Source organism: Pseudomonas sp. (assembly GCF_050739655.1).
In the GTDB taxonomy this organism is placed as follows: Bacteria; Pseudomonadota; Gammaproteobacteria; order Pseudomonadales; family Pseudomonadaceae; genus Aquipseudomonas.
This window is the reverse complement of the sequence record NZ_JBOIBY010000286.1, coordinates 1-22249: the sequence shown is the minus strand read 5'-3', so window position 1 is coordinate 22249 and position 22249 is coordinate 1. Positions and strand designations below refer to the sequence as shown.

Genomic DNA, 22249 nt, shown 5'->3' with positions numbered 1-22249 from the left:
ACTGACGCGTGAAGGAATCCAACTTGAGCGAACTTCTCAACCGCCGCCTGGCCCTGCTCGGCGAGCGCGCTAACCTCTCTCTGCTCGAACAGTGCCTTCACGGCATCGAACGTGAATGCCTGCGCGTGACCGGCGAAGGTCGCCTGGCGCAAACGCCGCACCCGGAAGAATTGGGTTCCGCGCTGACCAACGAACAAATCACCACCGACTATTCCGAGTCGCTGCTGGAGTTCATCACCCCTGCCCTGCCCGACCCAGCCGATACGCTGGCGAGCCTGGACAGCATTCACCGTTTTGCCTACAGCAAGCTCGGCAACGAGTACCTGTGGAGTCCATCGATGCCGTGCCCGCTGCCGGCCGAGGAAGACATCCCGATCGCCTATTACGGCACGTCCAACATCGGTCAGCTCAAGTACGTGTACCGCAAGGGCCTGGCCCTGCGGTACGGCAAGACCATGCAGTGCATCGCCGGGATTCACTACAACTTTTCCCTGCCGGAGAAACTCTGGCCGCTGCTCAAGGCGGCCGAAGGGGCTCAAGGCACTGATCGCGACTTCCAGTCGTCGTCCTACATCGCGTTGATTCGTAACTTCCGCCGCTACAGCTGGCTGCTGATGTACCTGTTCGGTGCCTCGCCGGCACTGGATGCCGGGTTCCTGCGTGGTCGCCCGCATCAGCTGGAACAGCTGGACCCGGACACCCTGTATCTGCCCTACGCCACCAGCCTGCGCATGAGTGACCTGGGTTACCAGAGCAACGCCCAGGCCGGCCTGACGCCTTGCTACAACGACCTGAGCAGCTACACCGACAGCCTGCGCAAAGCGGTCGCGACGCCGTATGCCCCGTATGTCGAAGTCGGCACGCACAAGGATGGTGAGTGGGTTCAGCTCAACACCAACATCCTGCAGATCGAAAACGAGTACTACTCCAACATCCGCCCCAAACGCGTGACCTATTCCGGCGAGCGTCCGATCCAGGCATTGGTGGCCCGTGGCATTCAGTACGTCGAAGTGCGTTGCCTGGACATCAACCCGTTCATGCCGATGGGTATCGACCTCACGGAATCGCGATTCCTCGACGCCTTCCTGCTGTACTGCGCCCTGAACGACAGCCCGCTGCTGACCAACACCAGCTGCGGCAACGCCACGTCGAACTTCCTCAGTGTGGTCAAAGAGGGTCGCCGTCCAGGCCTGCAATTGCAGCGTGATGGTCAACCGGTCGACCTGAAGGACTGGGCCGGTCAGCTGCTGGAACAGATCGCGCCACTGGCCGCTCTGCTGGATCAGAGCCATGGCGGCGATGCCCACAGCAAGGCCTTGGATGCGCAGATGGCCAAGGTCAAGGACCCGTCCCTGACTCCATCGGCCCAGGTCCTCGCGGCAATGGCCGAGCACAAGGAAAGCTTCGCCCAGTTCTCTCTGCGCCAGAGCCAGGCCCATGCGGAGTTTTTCCGCAGCGAGCCACTGCCAGCAGATGTCCAGGCGAAGTTTGAAGAGCGTGCGCGCACTTCGCTGGCAGCGCAGGTTGAGCTGGAACAGAACGAGGTTGGCGATTTCGATGTGTTTGTCGGGGCGTATCAGGCGAGCATTCTGGCGATCAGTAACTGATCAACGCCTGTAAAAAGATCGCAGCCTGCGGCAGCTCCTACCTTGGAATGCGTTTCCTTGTAGGAGCTGCCGCAGGCTGCGATCTATTGATTTTCTATAATCTTCCACACATAAGCTAATTCGAAAAAGTTATTTATTTTTGAATTCTTAGATCATTTAGTCTCCTTTCACGCCGACTCTCGGTCGCCTGACAAGGAGCTTTTCGATGAAACTGAATTTCCCTCTTCGCCTGCTGGCAGCCGCCTCTTTGGCCGCAGCGAGTTTGCTTGCCCAGGCCGCCGACGTCACTGTCGCGTACCAAACTACCGTGGACCCGGCGAAAGTCGCCCAGGCCGACGGTTCCTACGAAAAAGCCACCAAGGCCGATATCAACTGGCGCAAATTCGATAACGGTGCCGATATCATCGCTGCCATTGCTTCCGGCGACGTGCAGATCGGCTACCTCGGCTCCAGCCCCCTGACCGCGGCCATCACCCGCAAAGTCCCGGTTGAAACCTTTTTGATCGCAACACAGATCGGTGCTGCCGAAGCGCTGGTGGCCCGCGATGGTTCCGGGATCAAGACACCGCAAGACCTGGTCGGCAAGAAGATCGCCGTGCCGTTCGTGTCCACTGGTCACTACAGCCTGCTGGCCGCGCTGAAACACTGGAACATCGACCCATCGAAAGTCACCGTACTCAACCTCGCTCCGCCAGCGATCATCGCTGCATGGAAACGCGGTGACATCGATGCCACTTACGTGTGGGACCCAGCCCTGGGCGTTGCCAAGGAAAACGGCAAAGTGCTGATCACCTCCGGCGAACTGGCCAAGTTCGGCGCGCCAACCTTCGATGCCTGGATCGTGCGCAAGGATTTCGCCGAGAAGCATCCAGAAATCGTCACGGCCTTCGCCAAGGTGACCCTGGACGCCTACGCCGATTACCGCAAAGACCCGAAAGCCTGGCTCGCCAACCAAGGCAACGTCGACAAACTGGTGAAGCTCTCCGGTGCCAAGGCCAGCGACATTCCATTGCTGCTGCAAGGCAACGTCTACCCGTTGGCGGCTGATCAGGTGATCACCCTCGGCGCGCCGACCACCAAAGCCATCACCGACACCGCCGCGTTCCTCAAGGAGCAAGGCAAGGTCGAGGCTGTGCTGCCGGACTACGCGCCGTATGTCAGCGCCAAGTTCATCACCAACTGATCGGGAGCGAATGCGATGGCCTTGCTACAGCTGGAGCGCATCAGCGCACAGTACTCCGGCAGTCCGGAGCCGGTGCTGGCGGATATTTCCCTGACCCTGGGGCCTCAGCAATTGCTGGTCGCCCTCGGCCCGTCCGGCAGTGGCAAGACTTCGCTGTTGAACCTGATTGCCGGTTTTGTCGAACCCAGCACCGGGCGCATCACCCTCGATGGCGTGCCGGTCAAAGGCCCGAGCGCTGAACGGGGCGTGGTGTTTCAGGACGACGCCCTTCTGCCTTGGCAGGACGTGCTGGCCAACGTTGGCTTCGGCCTGGAGCTGGCGGGTGTCCCACGGGAAAAACGCGAACTGCGTGCCCGTGAGATGCTCTCGCTGGTGGACCTTTCCGGTTTCGAACATCGTCGCATCTGGCAACTCTCCGGTGGCCAGAAGCAACGTGTCGGCCTGGCCCGCGCCCTCGCCGCCGATCCTCGCGTGCTGCTGATGGACGAACCCTTCGGCGCCCTCGACGCCTTCACCCGTGAGCAGATGCAGGAGCTGCTGCTGCAAGTCTGGCGGCGTACGGCCAAACCGGTGTTCCTGATCACTCACGACATTGAAGAGGCGGTGTTCCTCGCCACTGACCTGATTCTGCTGGCGCCCAATCCCGGGCAAATCGTCGAACGCCTGCACCTGGATTTCGGTCAGCGTTACGCCGCGGGCGAATCGGCACGGTCGATCAAATCCGACCCACGCTTTATCGAAACCCGCGAACACGTACTCGCCAAGGTGTTCTCCCAACGCAGCGCCGCCCAGCGGCAGGAGCGCGCATGAGCAGCTATGAAATTCCCGCCACAGCGATAAAACCCGGTGCGACCGTAATTGCAGTTCGTCGCAGCGTGAGCACTCGCTGGATCAGCGTACTGACGCTGGTCGCACTCATTGCAATCTGGTGGGCCGTTACTGCCAGCGGACTGATCGAGCCGCTGTTCCTGCCGCCACCGTCCGCCGTGCTGCAAAAAGGTTGGCTGCTGGCGACGACAGGCTACATGGATTCAACCCTGTGGCAGCACTTGGGCGCGAGCCTCAGTCGTATTGGCCTTGGTCTCGGATTCGCGGTGCTGACGGCCGTGCCCGTGGGCATTGCCATCGGCCACAATCGTATCGCTCGCGGCATTCTCGATCCGCTGATCGAGTTCTACCGCCCAATTCCGCCATTGGCCTATTTGCCGCTGATCGTGATCTGGTGCGGCATCGGTGAGCTGTCGAAAGTCTTGCTGATCTACCTGGCGATTTTCGCCCCGATCGCCATCGCCACCGCCACTGGCGTGCGCACCGTCGACCCGGCGAAATTGCGCGCCGCGCAGTCGTTGGGCGCGACTCGGGCGCAGTTAATACGTCATGTGATCCTGCCGAGCGCCTTGCCGGACATATTGACTGGCGTGCGTATCGGCCTGGGCGTGGGCTGGTCCACGCTGGTCGCTGCCGAGTTGATTGCTGCCACCAGCGGGTTGGGCTTCATGGTGCAGTCGGCTGCGCAATTTTTGGTCACCGATGTGGTGGTGCTGGGGATTCTGGTGATTGCCCTGATCGCCTTCGCCATGGAGATGGGGCTGCGCGCCCTGCAACGCAAACTGGTGCCATGGCACGGCCAGGCCCACTGAACACTGAACTCCCAACTGTAGGAGCCGAGCTTGCTCGCGATAGCTGAGTGTCAGACCACACAACTGTGACTGAACCACCGCCATCGCGAGCAAACTCGGCTCCTACAGGATGAAATTGAAGAGAACCACCATGAGCACTCTCAGCATCACCCCCCTAAGCTCCGCCCTCGGCGCGCAAATCAGCGGCGTCGACATCAGCCAGCCGCTGAACGTGGAACAGCGCGACGCCATCGAGCAAGCACTGCTCAAGCACCAGGTGTTGTTCTTCCGTAACCAGCCGATTACCCCGCAACAGCAAGCGCGCTTCGCGGCCAACTTCGGTGACCTGCACATTCACCCGATCTATCCGAACGTGCCGGAAAAGCCCGAAGTGCTGATCCTCGACACCGCCGTCACCGACGTGCGCGACAACGCGATCTGGCATACCGACGTGACCTTCCTGCCGACGCCTGCCATGGGCGCGGTGCTCAGCGCCAAGTTGCTGCCGGAATTTGGCGGCGACACGCTATGGGCCAGCGGGATTGCAGCGTATGAGGCGCTATCGGCACCGATGAAAACCCTGCTCGAAGGGCTGACCGCCACTCACGACTTCACTCGATCGTTTCCGCTGGAGCGCTACGGCAATACGCCTGAAGCGCTGGTCCAATGGGAAGAAACACGACGCAAAAATCCGCCACTGTCGCACCCGGTGATCCGCACTCATCCGGTCAGCGGGCGACGCTCGCTGTTCGTCAACGAAGGCTTCACTTCGAAGATCAACGAACTGTCGGAAACCGAAAGCGAGGCGATTCTGAAGTTCCTGTCCGCCCACACCACCCGCCCGGAATTCACCATCCGCTGGCGCTGGCAGCAGGACGACATCGCCTTCTGGGACAACCGCGTGACCCAGCATTACGCGGTGGATGATTACCGCCCGGCACGTCGGGTGATGCAGCGGGCAACGGTATTGGGGGACGTGCCATTTTTTCGCTGAGCCTTGGAGTTGTTTGTCGATTGTGAGGGCCTCTTCGCGAGCAAGCCCGCTCCCACATTTTGACCGCGTTCTTAGCAATCACTCGGTCGAATGTGGGAGCGGCGGTGCGACGATTCGACTTGCTCGCGAAGGGGCCATAACAGACGCCCGATTCATCGAAATCAACTAAACGTCATTATTCTTCTCATGCCGACAATTCGCGCAACGCTGCTGCCGCCAAAAATCCGGAACGCGAGCTGTAACGCTGATCGCGTCTGACGGTCTGGTCGATGCGCTCAAGCAATTGTTCTGGGAGCGTTGCATTGAACCGCACCGACTTGCCGAAATAAGGTGTGATATCGAAATCCACTACCGCCCATACGCCACCGGCGTAATCGGGATTATCCAGATGCGCGTCTATTTCCTGCACCTGCGGCAGTGAATCACCGTCAGCCACCAGCCCTTCGTAATGAAGAGACAGTGCTTCTTTAACGCTTTCAAGTGCCTGCGCCACCGTGCTGCCTGCGGAGAAACAACCCGGCACATCCGGGATAATCACTCCGTACTCCGAGTCGGCATTTTTTTGCAGAACGACCGTGAAGTTCATGTCGGTGAGCCCTTCCCGAAGGCAGATGAAAGAATCTAGACTCTACGGCAGCAAATCAAAACGCATTACAACTTAAACATTTTGAAAAGATCGCAGCCTTCGGCAGCTCCTACACGGAATGCGTACACCCTGTAGGAGCTGCCGAAGGCTGCGATCTTTTGATCTTCATCTGGCACCGGCAAACACCTCCCCCAACCAATCCACAAACACCCGAACCCGTGGCGACATGTGTCGGTTGTGCGGGTACAGCACTGATACCGGCATGGGCGGCGGTGGGTTGTCGGGGAGGACTTCCTTGATCAGGCCCTGGGCGATCTGGGTTTCCATTCGGTAGTGCGGGCACTGGATCAGGCCGAGGCCGGCAATCGCTGAGGCGGCGTAGATTTCTGCGCCGAATACCGACACGGCGCTGTCGATACATACTTCCTTGAGTTCGCCATCGACCATAAATTCGAAGGGAAAAACCTTGGCGGTCGTGCGCGAGACGTAATTCACCGCACGATGGTTTTTCAAGTCGTCGAGGCTTTTCGGTTCGCCATATTTGCGCAGGTAGCCGGGGCTGGCGCAGGTGATCTGCCGCAGGTTGGCGACACGTTTGCCGATCAATGCCGAGTCGCTCAGGGTGCCGGCGCGCAGCACGCAGTCGACACCTTCTGCGATCAAATCCACCAACCGGTCCGCCTCGCTGATGGACAGTTCGATGTCGGGATAACGCGCCATGAATTGGGGTAGTGCGGGAATCACGAAATGCCTGGCCAGGGTGCCTTGCAAATCCACCCGCAACCGGCCTTTGGGCGCCACGCTGCGAAACGCCAATTCGGCTTCTTCCAGCTCTGCAAGCAACTGCACGCAACGCTGGTAGTACGCCTCGCCATCCAGCGTAGGACGCACCTTGCGCGTACTGCGCTCCAGCAGGCGCGTGCCGAGCCAGGCTTCGAATTGATTCAGCGTATGGGTCAATGTCGCGCGCGGCAGATTCAGGTCATCCGCTGCCAGGGTAAAGCTGCTTCGCTCATAAATTCGAACGAACACCTTCATCGCTTTGACTTGATCCATGGCGGACTCCTGGCACTCGATTGTTGGCGTTTATTGAATAGACAAGGCGAATCTGGCGCATTTATCGGCCTGAGTAAACATGTGAAATTGGCTTCGCCCCCAATCACAGGAACCCTGAAAATGACTAACCAAACGTCGAAAGTTGCTCTCGTCACCGGCGCCTCCCGTGGCATTGGCACGGTCATCGCCAGACAACTGGCCAGCGAAGGATTCGCCGTCGCCATCAACTACGCCAGCAGTGCCACAGAGGCTTCGAAACTGGTGACTGAACTGCGTCAGGCTGGCCATCAAGCCATAGCGATCAAGGCGGACGTGGCCAAAACAGAAGACGTGCGGCGGATGTTCGACGAGACTGAAACCCAACTCGGCAAGGTCGATGTATTGGTGAACAACGCCGGGGTTCTCAAGGTGCTGCCACTGGCGCAACACAGCGACGAGTTGTTCGAGCACACCTTCAATATCCACGCCCGTGGCACCTTCAATACCCTGCGCGAAGCCGCTACACGCCTGAATGACGGTGGGCGAATCATCAATTTTTCCAGCAGCGCCGTCGGCCTGAATCTGCCGGGTTATGCGGTGTACATCGCCAGCAAAGCGGCAGTGGAATCACTGACTCAGGTGTTCGCCAAGGAGATGCGCGGGCGCAACATCACGGTCAATGCAGTGGCTCCCGGACCGGTGGCGACTGAGCTGTTTTTGCATGGCAAGAGCGAGGAGCAGATTCAGAGTTTTGCGAAAATGGCGCCGCTGGAGCGACTTGGTCAGCCGGAAGATATCGCCCGGGTGGTGTCCTTTTTGGCCGGGTCGGATTCGACATGGGTCAATGGACAGATTTTGCGGGTTAATGGCGGGTTGGTTTGACTAAGCTAAAACTGATACCGAGGTGACCCCATCGCGGGCAAGCCCGCTCCCACAGAGTCCGCGGTGATCTTTGTGGGCAATAGAAATGCAGGGGAGCACCCACCATGCACACCACCATCATCATCACTTTCGGCCTGATCCTTCTGGCGCTGATGCTCTCCATCGGTGAGGCCATCGGCTTCACCCGCCAGACCCTGGCCTACAGCTTTATCGTGCTGTGGCTGGCGCTGACGTTGATCAATGGCGCGGTCGGCATAGTGCATGCCGGCCAGCCACTGGGCACGGAACTGGCGGTGGGCAGCGCCGTGTTCGGTGTCCCGGTGGCGGCGCTGGTGTTGTTCATGGTGTTGACCACTGAAGCGTGAAGCCCTCGATCAACGCACCAGATGCAAGAACTGCATGTGTCGCTCGTACTGATCAAGGATGTCGTTGATGATCTGTTCCTTGGTGTATCCCACCAGATCGTAGTTCTGACTGCCCTCACTCAAATGCACTTCGGCCCGATAGTAGCGACGATTGTTGAGTTCCTTTGAGCCCATGCCGCCCCGGGCAAACGACGGCGTAAAGTAGCCGCGCATTTGTACCTGGTAGATAAACGGGTGTTCATCCCCGTGCCCGATTTCCAGGCTGACGCTGTCATTGACCGGTTCCGGATGGGTGATGACGCTCAATCCCTTCTCGATGAAGACCGCCGAGACCTCTTCGATCGCCGGGCGCACCGTCGTATCGAGGAAGCGATAGACCTCGTCCCGCGACGGGAAATGCACGGCCTGACTCAAACGCTGACGCCAGCCCCCGCGCCTTGAGCCGGACACCGGTGCCAGGGAATGCAGCTGCGCGATCTGCTTTTGCGACTCCAGATAAAACGCCTTGTGCAGTCCCCACATCATCAACAACAGAATCAACGAGAACGGCAACGAAGTCAGGACTACCGCCGACTTCAATGCATCGATGCTGCCGGAGAACAGCAGCGCACTGGTGACCAGCGCAGTCATTGCGCCCCAGAACACCCGAAGCCATTTCGGCCCGTCTTCATCCGGGTTGCCACCCTTGGCGGACAAGGTCGAAAGCACCACGGTGCCCGAGTCGGCGGAAGTGACGAAGAACACGAAGCTGATGAACACCGTGACCGCGATGACGGTTTTGCTCCACGGGTAGGTTTCCAGCAGCAGGTAGAGGGTCATCGATGGGTTGTCGATGGCCGACATGCCCAGCGCCGACATGCCATGGTTGAGCACCTGGTCGATGGCGCTGTTGCCGAAAATCGACATCCACGCGAGGGTAAAACCAAGCGGAATCAACAGCACGCCAAAGACGAATTCGCGGATGGTCCGGCCTCGGGAAATCCGCGCGATGAACAGCCCCACGAACGGCGACCAGGCAATCCACCAAGCCCAATAGAACACGGTCCAGCCGCCCAGCCAATCGCTGGGTTTGTCGTAGGCGTAGAGGTCGAAGCTCTTCATCGGCAGCGCGCCGAGATAGTCACCGAGGTTCTGGATCAGGGTGTTGAGCAAATGCTGCGTGGGCCCGGCGAACAGCACGAACAGCAATAGCGCGCAGGCCAGCAACATGTTGATGTCGGACATGACCCGCACGCCCTTGTCGACGCCAGACACCGCCACGATGATCGCCGCGCCCATCATCAGCGTGATCAGCCCCACCTGAATCCATTGGGTGTGAGCGATGCCGAACAGGTAGTCCAGGCCCGAGTTGAGATGCAGCACGCCAAAACCCATGTCCGCACCGAGGCCGAACACCGTGGCAATGATGCCAAAGCCGTCCACCGCGTAACCGATGGGGCCATTGATGCGTTTGCCGATCAAGGGGTACAGCGCCGAGCGCAGGGCCAGCGGCAGATTATGTCTGTAAGCGAAATACGCCAGCGCCATGCCGACAAAAGCGAACACGCCCCAGCCATGAAGGCCCCAGTGCAAAAAAAGGATTTGCATGGCCTGCCGCGCCGCGTCCGCTGTGCCTGCCTCGCCTTGCGGCGGCTGGATCATGTGGGTCAGAGGTTCCGACACGCAGAAGAAGAACAAGGTGATGCTGATCCCGGCGGCGAACAGCATGCCGGCCCAGGACAGATAACTGAATTCGGGCTCGTCGTGGTCGGCACCGAGTTTGATCTTGCCGTAGCCCGATAACGCGGTGACCACCACGAAGACCAGATACAGGGTCATCGCCAGCAGGTAATACCAGCCGACCGTATTGGCCGCCCAGTTTTGTGCAGCCAGCAACCAGGCGCCGGCTTGCTCGGGCATGGCAATCACCACGACACCGAACAACAGAATAAAGCTCGCCGCGAAGTAGAACACCGGCGGATTCATGCGGACCAGGCCGCTGGAAGGAATGGACGATGCACTCATGAACGGTGCACCTCGGACGGGAAGATCATGGCTGTTGAGATCAGACTCAGCAAAGGCAAGCCTCCTGTTGTGAGCGGGCAGCGAACCACCGGTTTAACTTGAATGAACGTTCAATTTAAACATGGATAGGGTGCTAAGGACTAATCGCAGGGCTGGGCGGTCGCTATCAAGAGGCAGGATTTGAGGTGGTGATCGTTCCCACGCTCTGCGTGGGAATGCAGCCCGTGACGCTCCGCGTCACTACGGTGGTCGGCTCTAGATCGGTTGCGAGACTGGAACGCGGAGCGTCCCGGGAGGCGTTCCCACGCAGAGCGTAGGAACGATCGCAGGGGCCAGTTACTTCTGCGCCCCATCATCATGCTGCAAATTAGCCTGGGTCAGGTTGCTGCCCGCCGGCACACTGCGGGTCAGCCAGACGTTACCGCCGATGGTCGAGCCCTTGCCGATGGTGATCCGCCCCAGGATCGTCGCACCGGCATAAATCACCACGTCGTCCTCGACAATCGGGTGCCGCGGCTGGCCCTTCTGCAACTGGCCGTCTTCATCCGCCGGGAAACGCTTGGCGCCTAATGTCACGGCCTGATAAATCCGCACGCGCTCGCCGATGATCGCCGTCTCACCGATTACCACGCCGGTCCCGTGATCGATGAAGAAGCTACGGCCGATCTGCGCCCCAGGATGGATGTCGATACCAGTGGCCGAGTGGGCGATTTCCGAGCTGATCCGTGCCAGCAACGGCAATCCGGCGCGATACAAATAGTGGGCCAGACGATGGTGAATCACCGCCAGAATCCCTGGGTAGCACAACAGCACTTCATCGACGCTGCGCGCCGCAGGGTCACCGTGATAGGCCGCCAGCACGTCGGTATCCAACAGGCTGCGCAGCCCCGGCAAGGCAAGGGCAAACCCCTGAATGATATGAATGGTCTTGGCTTCGATTTCAGTCTCGGCCTCGGCGCTGTGGCGCGCCGCATACCGCAGTTCGAGTCGTGCCTGCGCCAACAACGCATTCAACGCCACGTCCAGGGTGTGGCCGACATAGAAGTCTTCACTTTCCTCACGCAGGTCCACTGGCCCCAAACGCATCGGGAATAGCGCGCCGCACAAGGCTTCTAGAATGTCCGCCATGGCTGCCCGGGACGGCAACTCACGACCGCCCTGCTCGGTGCTGGCGCGGCCGTTTTGTGCACGCCACTGATCTCGCGCCGTACGCAGTTGGCTGACGATGGTCTGCAATTGCCAATGGCTGGAACGCTCACTCACGGTAAAAACTCCTCACGGGCGGCCGGACAGTCTGGCCGCGTCAACGGCGATTACTGTACGGCAAGGCACGCGCGCCAAATTAAGAACCAATTGTGCTGGACTAAGCACCATTGGCTATAAGCGATTGGCGGTTGCCCCGCCTTTTGCCCGTGCCTATAGTCCATTGATCATTCACCGCCAGTACGGAACCATGATCAATCAACAGCTGCTCAAACAACAGCTCGCCCGCTTTAACCGCCTCGACTTGCTCAGTCAGCCAACTGCCCTGGAAAAGCTCGAACGTCTGTCGACCTGGCTGGGGCGCGATGTGTATGTCAAACGCGATGACCTGACACCACTGGCCATGGGTGGCAACAAACTGCGCAAACTCGAATACCTCGCAGCCGATGCCTTGGCGCAAGGCGCTGACACCTTGATCACCGCTGGCGCGATTCAGTCCAACCACGTGCGCCAGACCGCCGCCATTGCGGCCAAGCTGGGCCTTGGTTGCATGGCACTGTTGGAAAACCCCCTAGGCACCGAGGACGCTAACTACACCGGCAACGGCAATCGTCTGTTGCTGGATCTGTTCGATGCCAAGGTTGAGCTGGTCGAAAACCTCGATAACGCAGACGAACAATTGCAATCATTGGCGGCGCGTTTGCGCAGCAACGGTAAAAAACCGTATCTGGTGCCGATCGGTGGCTCCAATGCATTGGGCGCGCTGGGTTACGTGCGCGCAGGCCTGGAGCTTGCCGAGCAAATCAAGGACACGGGCCTCAATTTCGCCGCCGTCGTCCTGGCCTCGGGTAGCGCCGGAACCCACAGTGGCCTGGCATTGGCCCTGAGTGAAGCACTGCCGGATTTGCCAGTGATCGGCGTCACGGTTTCGCGCAGCGATGAAGACCAACGACCCAAGGTTCAAGGCCTGGCAGAGCGCACCGCAGAGTTGCTGGGTGTGAACCTGCCGGACAGTTTCAAGGTCGAGTTGTGGGACGAGTATTTTGCACCGCGCTATGGCGAGCCGAATGCCGGGACACTGGCGGCGGTGAAGCTGGTGGCGAGCCAGGAAGGCCTCTTGCTGGACCCGGTGTACACCGGCAAGGCCATGGCGGGCTTGCTGGACGGGATCGGTCGTCAGCGCTTCGACGATGGCCCGACCATTTTCCTGCACACGGGTGGAGCGCCGGCGTTGTTTGCCTACAAGGATTTCCTGTAACAACACCAACCCTGTAGGAGCGAGCTTGCTCGCGAAGAACGAACTGACACCGCGGATATCCAGACACACCGCGCCATCGTTAACGTTTTTCGCGAGCGAGCTCGCTCCTACAGGAAAACTGAAATATTCCAAACTGGAATAACAGAAAGATAATTAATTATTTTCTAGTCTAAGAACGCCATCATATAGTCACGCTACCCGGGAATTTCCCGAGAGACGCCCAAGCTGCTTTAAGGCAGGATAGCGCTGTCGTCCAATTCCCGATTTCGCCAACTTTTCCAAACGCGTCTTCCATAAGAAAACACAGGGGCTTGTCATGAATTTTTCCGCATTACGTCGCAATCTGCTGGTGGGTTCGCTGGGCCTGGCATTGAGCGCCGGTCTGATGGGTAATGCTGTTGCCGGTGAGCAACTGCAAAAAATCAAGGACGCTGGCGTGATCAACGTCGGCCTGGAAGGCACTTATCCTCCGTTCAGCTTCGTTGATGCCGACGGCAAACTGACCGGCTTCGAAGTTGAATTCTCCGAAGCCCTGGCCAAAGAGCTGGGCGTTAAAGTCAAACTGCAACCGACCAAATGGGACGGCATCCTTGCGGCGCTGGAATCCAAGCGTCTGGACGCGGTAGTCAACCAGGTGACCATCTCTGAAGAGCGCAAGAAGAAGTATGACTTCTCCGAGCCTTACACCGTTTCCGGGATTCAGGCACTGGTGCTGACCAAGAAAGCTGCCGAGTTGAACATCAAGTCCGCCGCCGACCTGGCCGACAAGAAAGTCGGTGTGGGCCTGGGCACCAACTACGAGCAGTGGCTCAAGGACAATCAGCCAAAAGCCATCATCAAGACCTATGACGATGATCCGACCAAGTTCCAGGACCTGCGTGTTGGCCGTATCGACGCCATCCTGATCGACCGTCTGGCCGCGCTGGAATACGCCAAGAAAGCCAAGGACACCACCGCAGCCGGCGAAGCGTTCTCCCGCCAGGAAGCCGGTATTGCCCTGCGCAAAGGCGAGCCTGAACTGCTGGACGCGATCAACAAGGCAATCGACAAGCTGCGCGCCGATGGCACCTTGGCCAAGCTCTCCGAGAAATACTTCAACGCTGACGTCACCAAATAATGGAAGCAGCTTTCCAACTCGCACTGGATTCCGCGCCCTTTCTGCTCAAGGGCGCGTACTACACAGTGATCCTGAGCCTGGGCGGGATGTTCTTCGGCCTGGTGATGGGCTTCGGCCTGGCGCTGATGCGCCTGTCGCGCTTCAAGCTGGTGAGCTGGATTGCCCGCATCTACGTGTCGTTCTTTCGCGGCACGCCGTTGCTGGTGCAACTGTTCGTGATCTATTACGGCTTGCCGCAATTGGGTCTGGAACTTGATCCACTGCCGGCCGCCCTGATCGGCTTTTCGCTGAACATGGCGGCCTACGCCTGTGAAATCCTGCGTGCCGCGATCAGCTCCATCGAGCGCGGCCAATGGGAGGCTGCTGCCAGTATCGGCATGACCCGTGCGCAGACCCTGCGCCGGGCCATCATTCCGCAGGCGATGCGTACCGCATTGCCACCGCTGGGCAACAGCTTCATTTCGCTGGTCAAGGACACCGCGCTGGCAGCCACCATCCAGGTGCCGGAGCTGTTCCGTCAAGCGCAGCTGATCACCGCCAGAACCTTCGAAATCTTCACCATGTACCTTGCCGCCGCGCTGATCTACTGGGTTCTGGCCACGGTGCTGTCGCACCTGCAGAACAAGCTGGAAGAGCGGGTCAATCGGCACGATCAGGAGTCCTGACCCCATGATTGTCGTGGAAAAACTGACAAAGCAGTTCAAGGGTCAAGTCGTGCTCAACGGCATCGATCTGCAAGTGAAGGAAGGCGAGGTCGTGGCGATCATCGGGCCTAGCGGCTCGGGCAAGACCACGTTCCTGCGTTGCCTGAACTTCCTGGAAGAACCCAGCAGCGGCCGGATCAAGGTCGGCGACATCGAGATCGATACCAGCCGACCGCTGAACCAGCAGCAAAGCCTGGTGCGTAATCTGCGCCAGCATGTGGGCTTCGTGTTCCAGAACTTCAACCTGTTCCCCCATCGCACCGCCCTGGAAAACGTCATCGAAGGCCCGATCGTGGTCAAGAAGACACCGCGCGCCGACGCCGTTGCCCTGGGTAAAAAACTGTTGGCCAAGGTCGGCCTGGCGGGCAAGGAAGACGCTTACCCGCGTCGCCTTTCCGGCGGGCAGCAACAACGCGTGGCGATTGCCCGCGCGCTGGCGATGGAACCGGAAGTGATCCTGTTTGACGAACCGACCTCGGCACTCGACCCGGAGCTGGTGGGCGAAGTACTGGCGACCATCCGCGGCCTGGCCGAGGAGAATCGCACCATGGTCATCGTCACCCACGAAATGGCGTTCGCCCGCGATGTGGCTAATCGCGTGGTGTTTTTCGACAAAGGCGTGATCGTCGAACAAGGCGAATCGAAGGCGTTGTTTGCCAACCCGAAAGAAGAACGCACGAAACAGTTCCTCAGCAAGTTCCTGAACAACTCTCACGCATAAAACATTCAACGTAGAACCCCAAACTTCCACGGATGGAAGTTACCTACCCCCGCTACCACTTACTTATAAGCCATCGCACGAAATCCACTTTACGTGGGCATGTGCGTTACCTATGTATGCGCAACACAAAAGAGCACCAATGCCATTTGCGCCCTAATACTCGGGTTAAATTCGACAAACCATGAGGGCCTACTGACTTCACCCCGTAGGAATTATCTGAATAACGGTGGATCTCGGCTTTAACTAACTCACACCATTGACTCTTGTTAACCCGCACTTTTATCTAGCGCAAACCCGCCTCTTTCATGCTCACTCATTATTTGAATTGGAAGTAATGGCGGTTCGGCCATTCAAACTTCCCGCTTGTTTCTGAAATGGACTTCACTGAAATACTTCAAGGAGAGATACCGATGAACTGCATCTCACGCATCCCGTCCCTGGCGTCACCGATCGTGGCGCAAGCCAACAAAACCGGAATCAATAGCCTCGCGGCGTCGAACCTGTGGGTCGACGTAAGGCCCTATGCGGGCATGGACACTGGCGACCTGATCGAATTGTTCTGGGATGGCAACTTCGTCGCCGCACATGTGCTGACGGCGCAAGACGTTGGTCATACCGTCAGCCTGCGAGTGCCGGAAAGTTTTATTTCCAGCGGCACAATCTGGGTGCATTGACGTGTAATGCAGATCGGTAGGCACCCGGCGCTGTCGTTGGCGGCGCGGATACAGGTCAAGCTCGAGTGCCCGGGTGGCCGGTTTTCGCCGTGCTGTGATGAAGAAAATCAATATCTGGCGCCGGTGAGCCTTCCGGGCACCATCCGTCGTCGGGGGCTTAATGCGCGACAGGTCCAGCGTGGCGTGCCGCTGACCATCGAACCTTATCTCAACATGGCCGAGGACGACGAAATCACCCTGCGCTGGGGTGATGTGCGCATGGATCTGCCTCGGCTCACTGCCAGTGATGTTGGGCAGCCGATCCAGGTCTGGGTACCGCCGGCGGTCATTATCGAGGCTGGCGAAGATCTGCGGCTGGAGGTGACTTACTGCGTCATCGATCGGGTGGGGAACAATTCCCATTGGGCCCCGGTACGGACGTTGAAAATCGGGTGTAGCAAGGCCTGACTGCCTTGAAAATCAAAAGATCGCAGCCTGCGGCAGCTCCTACAGAATGTACGCCCGCTGGATAATTGCACTCAATCTGACCACCTTATTGCATTGCATTGCATTGCATTGCATTGCATTGCACTTGCACACTAATTTGCATCGGGCTTGACCAGCGACTGGCTGGCCATGACAGGGAGAAGTCGACTCGAAGTGCCGTCCATGCTCTATTGGCATACGTCATAGACTTCAACGATTCTTAACCCACAGTCCAAATCGGCGGAACGCAGGCCAACACCTCAGACTGTCGACTCAGTTTGCTGGACTAATTCGGCGACCGGTGAGAAGTACCATCAGGACATGGTCGACCAGCTCTTGCAGCGTTGCTAGTTCACGGTCGCGGTCGTGAAAGGCTGAAACGTAAATCAGTAGCGCGGCGGTGGTTTCAACAATCGCATTCATTTCGCTCACCGTTAGTGAAGGATATCCCTCGGCAACCGCTCGCGCGCCCAACACGTGCATCTCGCGGCTGATGTGATCCATGAAGCGTTCGCGCAACGTTTTACCCAGCGACGGTGAGGATCTGGCAGCTTCAGAAGCGATTCTGAGCACATGCGGTCGCTCGGAGCAGGCGCTCGCCTGTGTGAGTACGTTCATTACATCATCGCGTAGTGAATGGCCTGGGTCGGAAGGTGCAGGTGTGAAAGCGATTGTCGACACTGCGTCAGCCACGAGTTCTGGCTTCGCCGACCAGCGCCGGTAAAGAGTCGCCTTGGACACACCTGCACGAACCGCTACTTCCGACATGGTCAGGGCGTCGTAACCAGTCTCCGTCAGCAGTTCAAGGGTTGCAGACACAATCAGATCGTCGCGGTCAGCCTCTTGCTTGCGTCCGCGAGATGATGTGGTCTTACGATGCTGATGCTCCCCATGTATCTCGTTAGTAGCTAGCTTTTCAACCATTCGTCCATTCCTCACATCATTACGAAACCTTATAGTTTCGATACGATGTAGTATTGTATATCAATATTCGTTAGAGAAATGGTCATGAACGACAAAACTGAAGGGCTAATACTGGTGACTGGCGCAACTGGCACTCAGGGTGGGGCCGCAGTCCGAGCACTGCTAAAAGAGGGTTTTGGGGTGCGCGCCTTCGTCCGTGATGCCACCTCCGCAGGGGCGGCAACTCTTGCCGGTTTCGGTGCTGAAGTTTTTCAGGGAGACTACGAAAACGTACCAAGTCTCGAAGATGCAATGGACGGCGTCCGGGGCGTTTTTTCGGTTCAAATGCCACCGCACCCGAATGATCCAGATCGGGAAGTACGCACAGGCCTGAGGCTCCTTGAGGCAGCTTTTTTCGCTGACGTTGATATGTACGTTCATACATCTGTTGCCCGTGCAGGCGATCACGAACAGTTTGTGGATTGGGATTCTGGCCGCTGGTGGAAGCGTTACTGGGAAAGTAAGGCAGAGGTCAATGATGCCGTCTCGCAGAGAGGACTCAAGCACTGGGTCATTTTGAAACCCGCGCATATCATGGAGAACTTCCTGCCGCCGAAAGCTCACGGCATGTACCCCTCCTTTGTACGGGGGAAGCTTGAAACTGCGATTCTTCCAGAAACCCGGTTAGATATGGTTGCCGCAGCTGACATCGGCGCTTTTGCAGTGGCGGCTTTCAAGGATCCAGCCCGCTTTAATGGCCATTCGATCGATCTGGCTGGAGAGTCCCTGACGATGGACGAAGTCACCTCGAAGTTGAGTTCAGGAACGGGGCGCGAGGTGAGAGCGCAGTCGCTGACCGAAGGGGAAGCCTTGGCGCATGGGATCAGTGCAGGGGTCATCTCAAGCCAGATTTGGGACAATGTGGAAGGTTACAAAGTTGACATCGAAACAGCTCGGAAGTGGGGTGTTCAGTTGACCGCCTTCGAAAAGTGGGTCGAAAAAAATCGTGACCAGTTGCTAGAGGTGATGAGTGAGCCTAACCGTGGCTAAGGGTGAAGCATCTGATAAATAAAATGATGCCATGTTGTGAAATCATGGCTAGTTCTCCGATGCTTAACCGTGCCTCAATGCCTGCATTTGGCCAGAGGTACCCAGTAGCAGTGAGTCGACTTCTGCCTGGGCCACCCGGTGGGCTGGTCAGATACGATGCGAACGACTGGTCAAGTCAAATGCAAGTGGGTGGTCAAGTCGATGCAATTACGCACCCGCTGAGAGCGCCCAATAAAAAGCCCACATAATGTGGGCTTTTTTATTGATTGTCCGGCCTTCAGGCATAACTCCTGAGCGCCATCGGAGGTATGAACGTCTCGAGTTCATCTTCCACCGCTTCGATTATTCGCTCGACATCAGCGGCATTCATGACCGTCGCGCAAGGGATACCGGCAACGGCGATCATGGTCTCGCCAGTGGCCCGATCAAACAAACGGGCGATCATGCTGCCCGGCGCATCCATGCTCGCCTCGAATCCCATGGGATGAAAATGCCAGCGCATCAGCTGGCAGGCGTTTGGAAAAGTGACCTTGCTGAACCCTCTATTCATGTGTTGCCCGCCTTCTTCTTCGAGCGCTTCCATTAGCTCATGGTAGGAGGGAAGAACCTTCATTGGCTCAACCGATGACAGACTTTAAAAGTAGCAGCTGGATGTGAAAAAAATGTGGAGTTTTCAGGCCGTTTGGCGATTGCTTCGCATTTTTTAAACGTGCCGCGCTTCGCAAACGTTTTCGCAAAATATCCCTCACCCGTTTAGTCGTTGAAGCAAACGCCGAAGTTGGGCAAGCTCGGCTTTTTCACATCGAGACCTTTATGTACGCCGAGGATGATGGCCCGTTGCAGACTCAGGCCACGGGCGAGACGGTGATGCGTTACCACCTGCGCTGGAAGCATCGGGATCTGGACGGCGTCATGGCGCTGTATCACCCCGAGATTCAGTACAACGACTTCTTCCAGAACCGCGTGATGGGCCTGGAGCAATTGCGCGAATATGTGCGCAGCAGCATGCCCCGCGACCCGGAAGAAGCCCTGGAGCACTCCGATCGCATTCGCCTGGATGGCAACACGGCGTTCATTCAGTACCGCATCACCCTGCGCGGTGGTCAGGGGTTGGTGTCCTTTCGTGCCAGCGAAGCCATTACCGTCAAGGATGGGTTGATCTGGCGGGTCAATGAATACGCTTCGCTGGTACATGAACAGGCCACCAGCACGCGCAGCGCCAGCCAGCGGCCTGCGGTCAGTCGCCTGGGTTTGTCGCCACGGCAGTTGGGTTTCATGGCCGACGACCTGCAACAGTATTTCCAGCGCCAGCAACCCTATCTCGATCCAGAGCTCGACCTGCAACGGGTAGCAAAGGAGTGCGGGTACAGCCGAAATCAGATCTCTTACCTGCTCAATCAAGTGCTCGGGCAAAGCTTCTATCGCTACGTCAATCAGGCGCGCCTGCAACACTTGCTCGCAGCGCTGGACAAGGCCGCGCCACCGTTGCGCATCGATGAGCTGGCGTTTGCTGCCGGTTTCAATTCGCTGTCGGCGTTCTACAGCTGTTTTCGCCAGCACACCGGTTTGTCGCCCAAGGCCTACGCCAAACAAATTTCTTTGCGTGCACGCGCGCAAGACATCGTCTAGGCCCGCGCACTAGGATCGACGCCATCAAAGTTTGAGTGGCGGAGTCTTGTATGCCGGCGTGGCGCACTATCAGTTTGTGGATGGACCAACTCGACGAGCCGTTGCTGGCACGTCCGGCGCTGGAGCAGGATCTGGATATCGACGTCGCGATCGTCGGTGCCGGGTACACCGGTCTATGGACCGCGTACTACCTAAAACGCCTGGCTCCCAGCCTGAACATTGCCATCATCGAAGCGCAAACCGCTGGGTTTGGCGCCTCGGGACGCAATGGCGGTTGGTTGATGGGCAACCTGCTGGGGGAAGATCGGCTACTGGCCGGTTTGTCGCCCGAACAGCGCCGGGCGTCTTACGACCTGCTGCACGGTATCCCCGAAGAGGTAGAAAACGTCCTCGAACGTGAAGGCATCGACTGCGATTATCGTAAGGGTGGAGCATTGTATTGTGCTGCGCGATACCCGGAACAGGAAGCCAGTCTTCGCCAGTACTTGGACAAACTCTACAAGCAAGGCCTCAACGAAAGTGACTATCGCTGGCTCAGTCCCGAACAGCTGGCGCAGCAGATTCGGGTCGCCAAACCCTATGGCGGAATCTTTGCAGCGCACGTGGCGACCCTTCACCCGGCCAAACTAGTGCGTGGACTGGCGCGCACCGTCGAGCACATGGGCGTCAGGATTTACGAGAACAGTCCGGTGACTCAATGGCAGTCCGGCAGCCTGCGCACGGCGAAAGTTTCGGTGCGCAGTCGCTGGGTGGTGCCGGCGGTGGAGGGCTATTCAGTGACACTGTCGCCGTTGGGCCGATATCAACTGCCGGTACAGAGCCTGATTGTCGCTACCGAACCGCTGTCTGCCGCCACGTGGGATGAGATCGGTCTGAGTGGCGGCCAGGCATTCAATGAAAGCAGCCGCCAGGTCACCTATGGTCAGCGTACGGCCGACAACCGACTGATCTTCGGCGCCCGGGGCGGATACCAGTTTGCCGGCAAATTGCGCCATGACTTCGATTTGACGGGCAGTGAAGTTCAATTGCGGCAATACCTGTTCGGCGAACTGTTCCCGCAACTGAAAAACGTGCAAATCACCCATGGCTGGGGCGGCAACCTCGGCATGTCCCGGCGTTTCAAACCGCACATGCTGTGTGACCGGGCCAGCGGCATTGCCTTGTCTGGTGGTTATGGCGGCGAGGGTGTGGGGGCGAGCAACCTTGGCGGGCGGACCCTTGCCGACCTGATCCTGCAACGGGACACCGAGCTGGTCCGTCAGCCGTGGGTCATTCCCGAGGGCGGTCTCGGTGCGCTCAGGGCCTGGGAGCCCGAACCCTGCCGCTGGCTCGGTTACAACGCGATCATCCGCAGCTTTGTCCACGAAGACCAGACCCTCGCCAACCCGGCCTCTGCGCCCTGGCGGCGTAATCTCGCCAGTGGGGTGGCGCAGTTCATGGAAGGTTTCATGCAGTAAACAGCGCGTTATTCACTGACAGACTTCATTCACAGGTACTCCCATGAGCATCACTCAATTCAAGAACACCGCCACCCTGAAGCTGGACGAGTCAAACCCGGTCGCCGTGCCACTGGGCACGCCCGTCGCGGTAGCCTCGACCACCAGCGTCGAACGCGACGACGGCGTCGAAACCGGCGTTTGGGAATGCACGCCGGGTCGCTGGCGGCGGCAGATCGTGGCCCAGGAATTCTGTCACTTCATTGAAGGGCGCTGCACCTTCACCCCGGACGATGGCGAAACCCTGCACATAGAAGCGGGTGATGCACTGATGTTGCCAGCCAACAGCCTCGGCATCTGGGATATCCAGGAAACCGTGCGCAAGACCTACGTTTTGATTTTTTGACTGCGTTGTAGACGCTGATCCCTTGATTGCCTGCCAAACAGCTTTCCAATAAAAAAAACCGTTCAGGAATCGACCCATGATCCGAAAGACACTGACACTGGCTCCACTGATGTTTGTTGCTTCAATCAGTCAGGCCGCCGACACCGTCAAGATCTACAACTGGTCTGACTATATCGCGCCGGATACCACGAAGAACTTCCAGAAAGAAACCGGGATCGGCTTTACCTACGACGTCTACGACAGCAACGAAACCCTCGACGGTAAGTTGATGACCGGCAAATCTGGCTACGACGTGGTATTCCCGTCCAACCACTTCATGGCGCGGCAGATCGAAGGCGGGGCACTCAAGAAACTCGACAAGAGCCAGTTGCCGAACTGGGAGAACCTCAACCCGGTATTGCTCAAGGC

Annotated in this window: 21 protein-coding genes and 2 pseudogenes; 17 read left to right on the top strand and 6 right to left on the bottom strand. The window is 58.3% G+C overall.

The window, feature by feature from the left end; genetic code table 11:
- Positions 1 to 23: 23 nt before the first annotated feature.
- The 5 genes from gshA (at position 24) to tauD (ending at position 5403) form a co-directional block, all read left to right on the top strand.
- The gene (gshA, locus tag ACRESJ_RS14170) at positions 24 to 1607 is read left to right on the top strand and encodes a glutamate--cysteine ligase (protein WP_431758446.1); all 1584 of its coding nucleotides are present in this window, start codon (positions 24 to 26) and stop codon (positions 1605 to 1607) included.
- A 205-nt stretch (positions 1608 to 1812) separates the two neighbouring features.
- On the top strand, positions 1813 to 2790 hold the full coding sequence (tauA, locus tag ACRESJ_RS14165) for a taurine ABC transporter substrate-binding protein (RefSeq protein ID WP_431758445.1): 978 nt from the start codon (positions 1813 to 1815) through the stop codon (positions 2788 to 2790).
- A gap of 15 nt (positions 2791 to 2805) precedes the next feature.
- Positions 2806 to 3600: a taurine ABC transporter ATP-binding subunit gene (tauB, locus tag ACRESJ_RS14160; protein ID WP_431758444.1), complete on the top strand. Its 795-nt coding sequence runs from the start codon at positions 2806 to 2808 to the stop codon at positions 3598 to 3600.
- Positions 3597 to 4430: a taurine ABC transporter permease TauC gene (tauC, locus tag ACRESJ_RS14155; protein ID WP_431758443.1), complete on the top strand. Its 834-nt coding sequence runs from the start codon at positions 3597 to 3599 to the stop codon at positions 4428 to 4430. Before tauB ends, tauC begins: the two co-directional genes overlap by 4 nt.
- A 130-nt stretch (positions 4431 to 4560) precedes the next feature.
- The gene (gene tauD, locus ACRESJ_RS14150; RefSeq protein WP_431758442.1) at positions 4561 to 5403 is read left to right on the top strand and encodes a taurine dioxygenase; all 843 of its coding nucleotides are present in this window, start codon (positions 4561 to 4563) and stop codon (positions 5401 to 5403) included.
- A gap of 184 nt (positions 5404 to 5587) precedes the next feature.
- Here the strand turns inward: tauD and ACRESJ_RS14145 are convergent, their stop codons facing one another.
- Positions 5588 to 5989 (bottom strand): type II toxin-antitoxin system HicB family antitoxin, encoded by a 402-nt coding sequence (locus ACRESJ_RS14145; protein WP_431758441.1) that lies wholly within the window; start codon positions 5987 to 5989, stop codon positions 5588 to 5590.
- A 165-nt stretch (positions 5990 to 6154) separates the two neighbouring features.
- The gene (locus ACRESJ_RS14140) at positions 6155 to 7045 is read right to left on the bottom strand and encodes a LysR family transcriptional regulator (protein ID WP_431758440.1); all 891 of its coding nucleotides are present in this window, start codon (positions 7043 to 7045) and stop codon (positions 6155 to 6157) included.
- Between the two features lie 120 nt (positions 7046 to 7165).
- Between ACRESJ_RS14140 and ACRESJ_RS14135 the strand changes: the two genes are divergently transcribed.
- Together ACRESJ_RS14135 and ACRESJ_RS14130 are read left to right on the top strand one after the other, a co-directional pair.
- Entirely contained in the window at positions 7166 to 7906 is a 741-nt protein-coding gene (locus ACRESJ_RS14135; protein ID WP_431758439.1) for an SDR family oxidoreductase, read from the top strand.
- Positions 7907 to 8010: 104 nt separating this feature from the next.
- Positions 8011 to 8271, top strand: a complete 261-nt coding sequence (locus ACRESJ_RS14130; protein WP_431758438.1) for a hypothetical protein — start codon at positions 8011 to 8013, stop codon at positions 8269 to 8271.
- Positions 8272 to 8280: 9 nt separating this feature from the next.
- On the opposite strand, the gene betT is transcribed toward ACRESJ_RS14130, so the two are convergent.
- Positions 8281 to 10236, bottom strand: coding sequence for a choline transporter BetT (gene betT, locus ACRESJ_RS14125; protein ID WP_431758449.1), 1956 nt, complete (start codon positions 10234 to 10236; stop codon positions 8281 to 8283).
- Between the two features lie 375 nt (positions 10237 to 10611).
- Positions 10612 to 11538 (bottom strand): serine O-acetyltransferase EpsC, encoded by a 927-nt coding sequence (gene epsC / locus ACRESJ_RS14120; RefSeq protein WP_431758437.1) that lies wholly within the window; start codon positions 11536 to 11538, stop codon positions 10612 to 10614.
- 205 nt (positions 11539 to 11743) lie between these two features.
- On the opposite strand from epsC, the gene ACRESJ_RS14115 reads away from it, so the two are divergent.
- The 5 genes and pseudogenes from ACRESJ_RS14115 to ACRESJ_RS14095 all read left to right on the top strand — a co-directional run bounded on the left by ACRESJ_RS14115 (position 11744) and on the right by ACRESJ_RS14095 (position 16399).
- Positions 11744 to 12736, top strand: a complete 993-nt coding sequence (locus ACRESJ_RS14115) for a D-cysteine desulfhydrase (RefSeq protein WP_431758448.1) — start codon at positions 11744 to 11746, stop codon at positions 12734 to 12736.
- 316 nt (positions 12737 to 13052) lie between these two features.
- Positions 13053 to 13853: a cystine ABC transporter substrate-binding protein gene (gene tcyJ, locus ACRESJ_RS14110; RefSeq protein WP_431758436.1), complete on the top strand. Its 801-nt coding sequence runs from the start codon at positions 13053 to 13055 to the stop codon at positions 13851 to 13853.
- On the top strand, positions 13853 to 14518 hold the full coding sequence (gene tcyL, locus ACRESJ_RS14105; protein WP_431758435.1) for a cystine ABC transporter permease: 666 nt from the start codon (positions 13853 to 13855) through the stop codon (positions 14516 to 14518). Before tcyJ ends, tcyL begins: the two co-directional genes overlap by 1 nt.
- Positions 14519 to 14522: 4 nt before the next feature.
- Entirely contained in the window at positions 14523 to 15278 is a 756-nt protein-coding gene (gene tcyN, locus ACRESJ_RS14100) for an L-cystine ABC transporter ATP-binding protein TcyN (RefSeq protein ID WP_431758434.1), read from the top strand.
- A gap of 410 nt (positions 15279 to 15688) precedes the next feature.
- Positions 15689 to 16399: pseudogene (locus ACRESJ_RS14095) on the top strand (hypothetical protein).
- 291 nt (positions 16400 to 16690) lie between these two features.
- On the opposite strand, the gene ACRESJ_RS14090 reads toward ACRESJ_RS14095, so the two are convergent.
- The gene (locus tag ACRESJ_RS14090; protein WP_431758433.1) at positions 16691 to 17341 is read right to left on the bottom strand and encodes a helix-turn-helix domain-containing protein; all 651 of its coding nucleotides are present in this window, start codon (positions 17339 to 17341) and stop codon (positions 16691 to 16693) included.
- Between the two features lie 84 nt (positions 17342 to 17425).
- On the opposite strand from ACRESJ_RS14090, the gene ACRESJ_RS14085 reads away from it, so the two are divergent.
- On the top strand, positions 17426 to 18370 hold the full coding sequence (locus tag ACRESJ_RS14085) for an NmrA/HSCARG family protein (RefSeq protein WP_431758432.1): 945 nt from the start codon (positions 17426 to 17428) through the stop codon (positions 18368 to 18370).
- Between the two features lie 277 nt (positions 18371 to 18647).
- Here ACRESJ_RS14085 and ACRESJ_RS14080 read toward each other — a convergent pair whose 3' ends face one another.
- Complete coding sequence (locus ACRESJ_RS14080; protein WP_431758447.1) at positions 18648 to 18920, bottom strand: DUF1652 domain-containing protein; 273 nt, start codon at positions 18918 to 18920, stop codon at positions 18648 to 18650.
- Positions 18921 to 19183: 263 nt separating this feature from the next.
- Here ACRESJ_RS14080 and ACRESJ_RS14075 point away from each other — a divergent pair, with 263 nt between their 5' ends.
- The 4 genes and pseudogenes from ACRESJ_RS14075 to ACRESJ_RS14060 form a co-directional block, all read left to right on the top strand.
- On the top strand, positions 19184 to 19999 hold the full coding sequence (locus tag ACRESJ_RS14075; protein WP_431758431.1) for a helix-turn-helix domain-containing protein: 816 nt from the start codon (positions 19184 to 19186) through the stop codon (positions 19997 to 19999).
- A gap of 50 nt (positions 20000 to 20049) precedes the next feature.
- Positions 20050 to 21456: an NAD(P)/FAD-dependent oxidoreductase gene (locus tag ACRESJ_RS14070; RefSeq protein WP_431758430.1), complete on the top strand. Its 1407-nt coding sequence runs from the start codon at positions 20050 to 20052 to the stop codon at positions 21454 to 21456.
- A 43-nt stretch (positions 21457 to 21499) separates the two neighbouring features.
- Positions 21500 to 21841, top strand: a complete 342-nt coding sequence (locus tag ACRESJ_RS14065) for a cupin domain-containing protein (RefSeq protein WP_431758429.1) — start codon at positions 21500 to 21502, stop codon at positions 21839 to 21841.
- Between the two features lie 76 nt (positions 21842 to 21917).
- Positions 21918 to 22249, top strand: a pseudogene (locus ACRESJ_RS14060) (spermidine/putrescine ABC transporter substrate-binding protein PotF); the annotation flags it as partial.

Coding starts and splice junctions, on each gene's coding strand:
- tauA (WP_431758445.1), top strand. CDS start 1,813: ATGAAACTGAATTTCCCTCTTCGCCTGCTGGCAGCCGCCTCTTTGGCC.
- tauB (WP_431758444.1), top strand. CDS start 2,806: ATGGCCTTGCTACAGCTGGAGCGCATCAGCGCACAGTACTCCGGCAGT.
- tauC (WP_431758443.1), top strand. CDS start 3,597: ATGAGCAGCTATGAAATTCCCGCCACAGCGATAAAACCCGGTGCGACC.
- tauD (WP_431758442.1), top strand. CDS start 4,561: ATGAGCACTCTCAGCATCACCCCCCTAAGCTCCGCCCTCGGCGCGCAA.
- ACRESJ_RS14145 (WP_431758441.1), bottom strand. CDS start 5,989: ATGAACTTCACGGTCGTTCTGCAAAAAAATGCCGACTCGGAGTACGGA.
- ACRESJ_RS14140 (WP_431758440.1), bottom strand. CDS start 7,045: ATGGATCAAGTCAAAGCGATGAAGGTGTTCGTTCGAATTTATGAGCGA.
- ACRESJ_RS14135 (WP_431758439.1), top strand. CDS start 7,166: ATGACTAACCAAACGTCGAAAGTTGCTCTCGTCACCGGCGCCTCCCGT.
- ACRESJ_RS14130 (WP_431758438.1), top strand. CDS start 8,011: ATGCACACCACCATCATCATCACTTTCGGCCTGATCCTTCTGGCGCTG.
- betT (WP_431758449.1), bottom strand. CDS start 10,236: ATGAATCCGCCGGTGTTCTACTTCGCGGCGAGCTTTATTCTGTTGTTC.
- tcyJ (WP_431758436.1), top strand. CDS start 13,053: ATGAATTTTTCCGCATTACGTCGCAATCTGCTGGTGGGTTCGCTGGGC.
- tcyL (WP_431758435.1), top strand. CDS start 13,853: ATGGAAGCAGCTTTCCAACTCGCACTGGATTCCGCGCCCTTTCTGCTC.
- tcyN (WP_431758434.1), top strand. CDS start 14,523: ATGATTGTCGTGGAAAAACTGACAAAGCAGTTCAAGGGTCAAGTCGTG.
- ACRESJ_RS14090 (WP_431758433.1), bottom strand. CDS start 17,341: ATGGTTGAAAAGCTAGCTACTAACGAGATACATGGGGAGCATCAGCAT.
- ACRESJ_RS14085 (WP_431758432.1), top strand. CDS start 17,426: ATGAACGACAAAACTGAAGGGCTAATACTGGTGACTGGCGCAACTGGC.
- ACRESJ_RS14080 (WP_431758447.1), bottom strand. CDS start 18,920: ATGAATAGAGGGTTCAGCAAGGTCACTTTTCCAAACGCCTGCCAGCTG.
- ACRESJ_RS14075 (WP_431758431.1), top strand. CDS start 19,184: ATGTACGCCGAGGATGATGGCCCGTTGCAGACTCAGGCCACGGGCGAG.
- ACRESJ_RS14070 (WP_431758430.1), top strand. CDS start 20,050: ATGCCGGCGTGGCGCACTATCAGTTTGTGGATGGACCAACTCGACGAG.
- ACRESJ_RS14065 (WP_431758429.1), top strand. CDS start 21,500: ATGAGCATCACTCAATTCAAGAACACCGCCACCCTGAAGCTGGACGAG.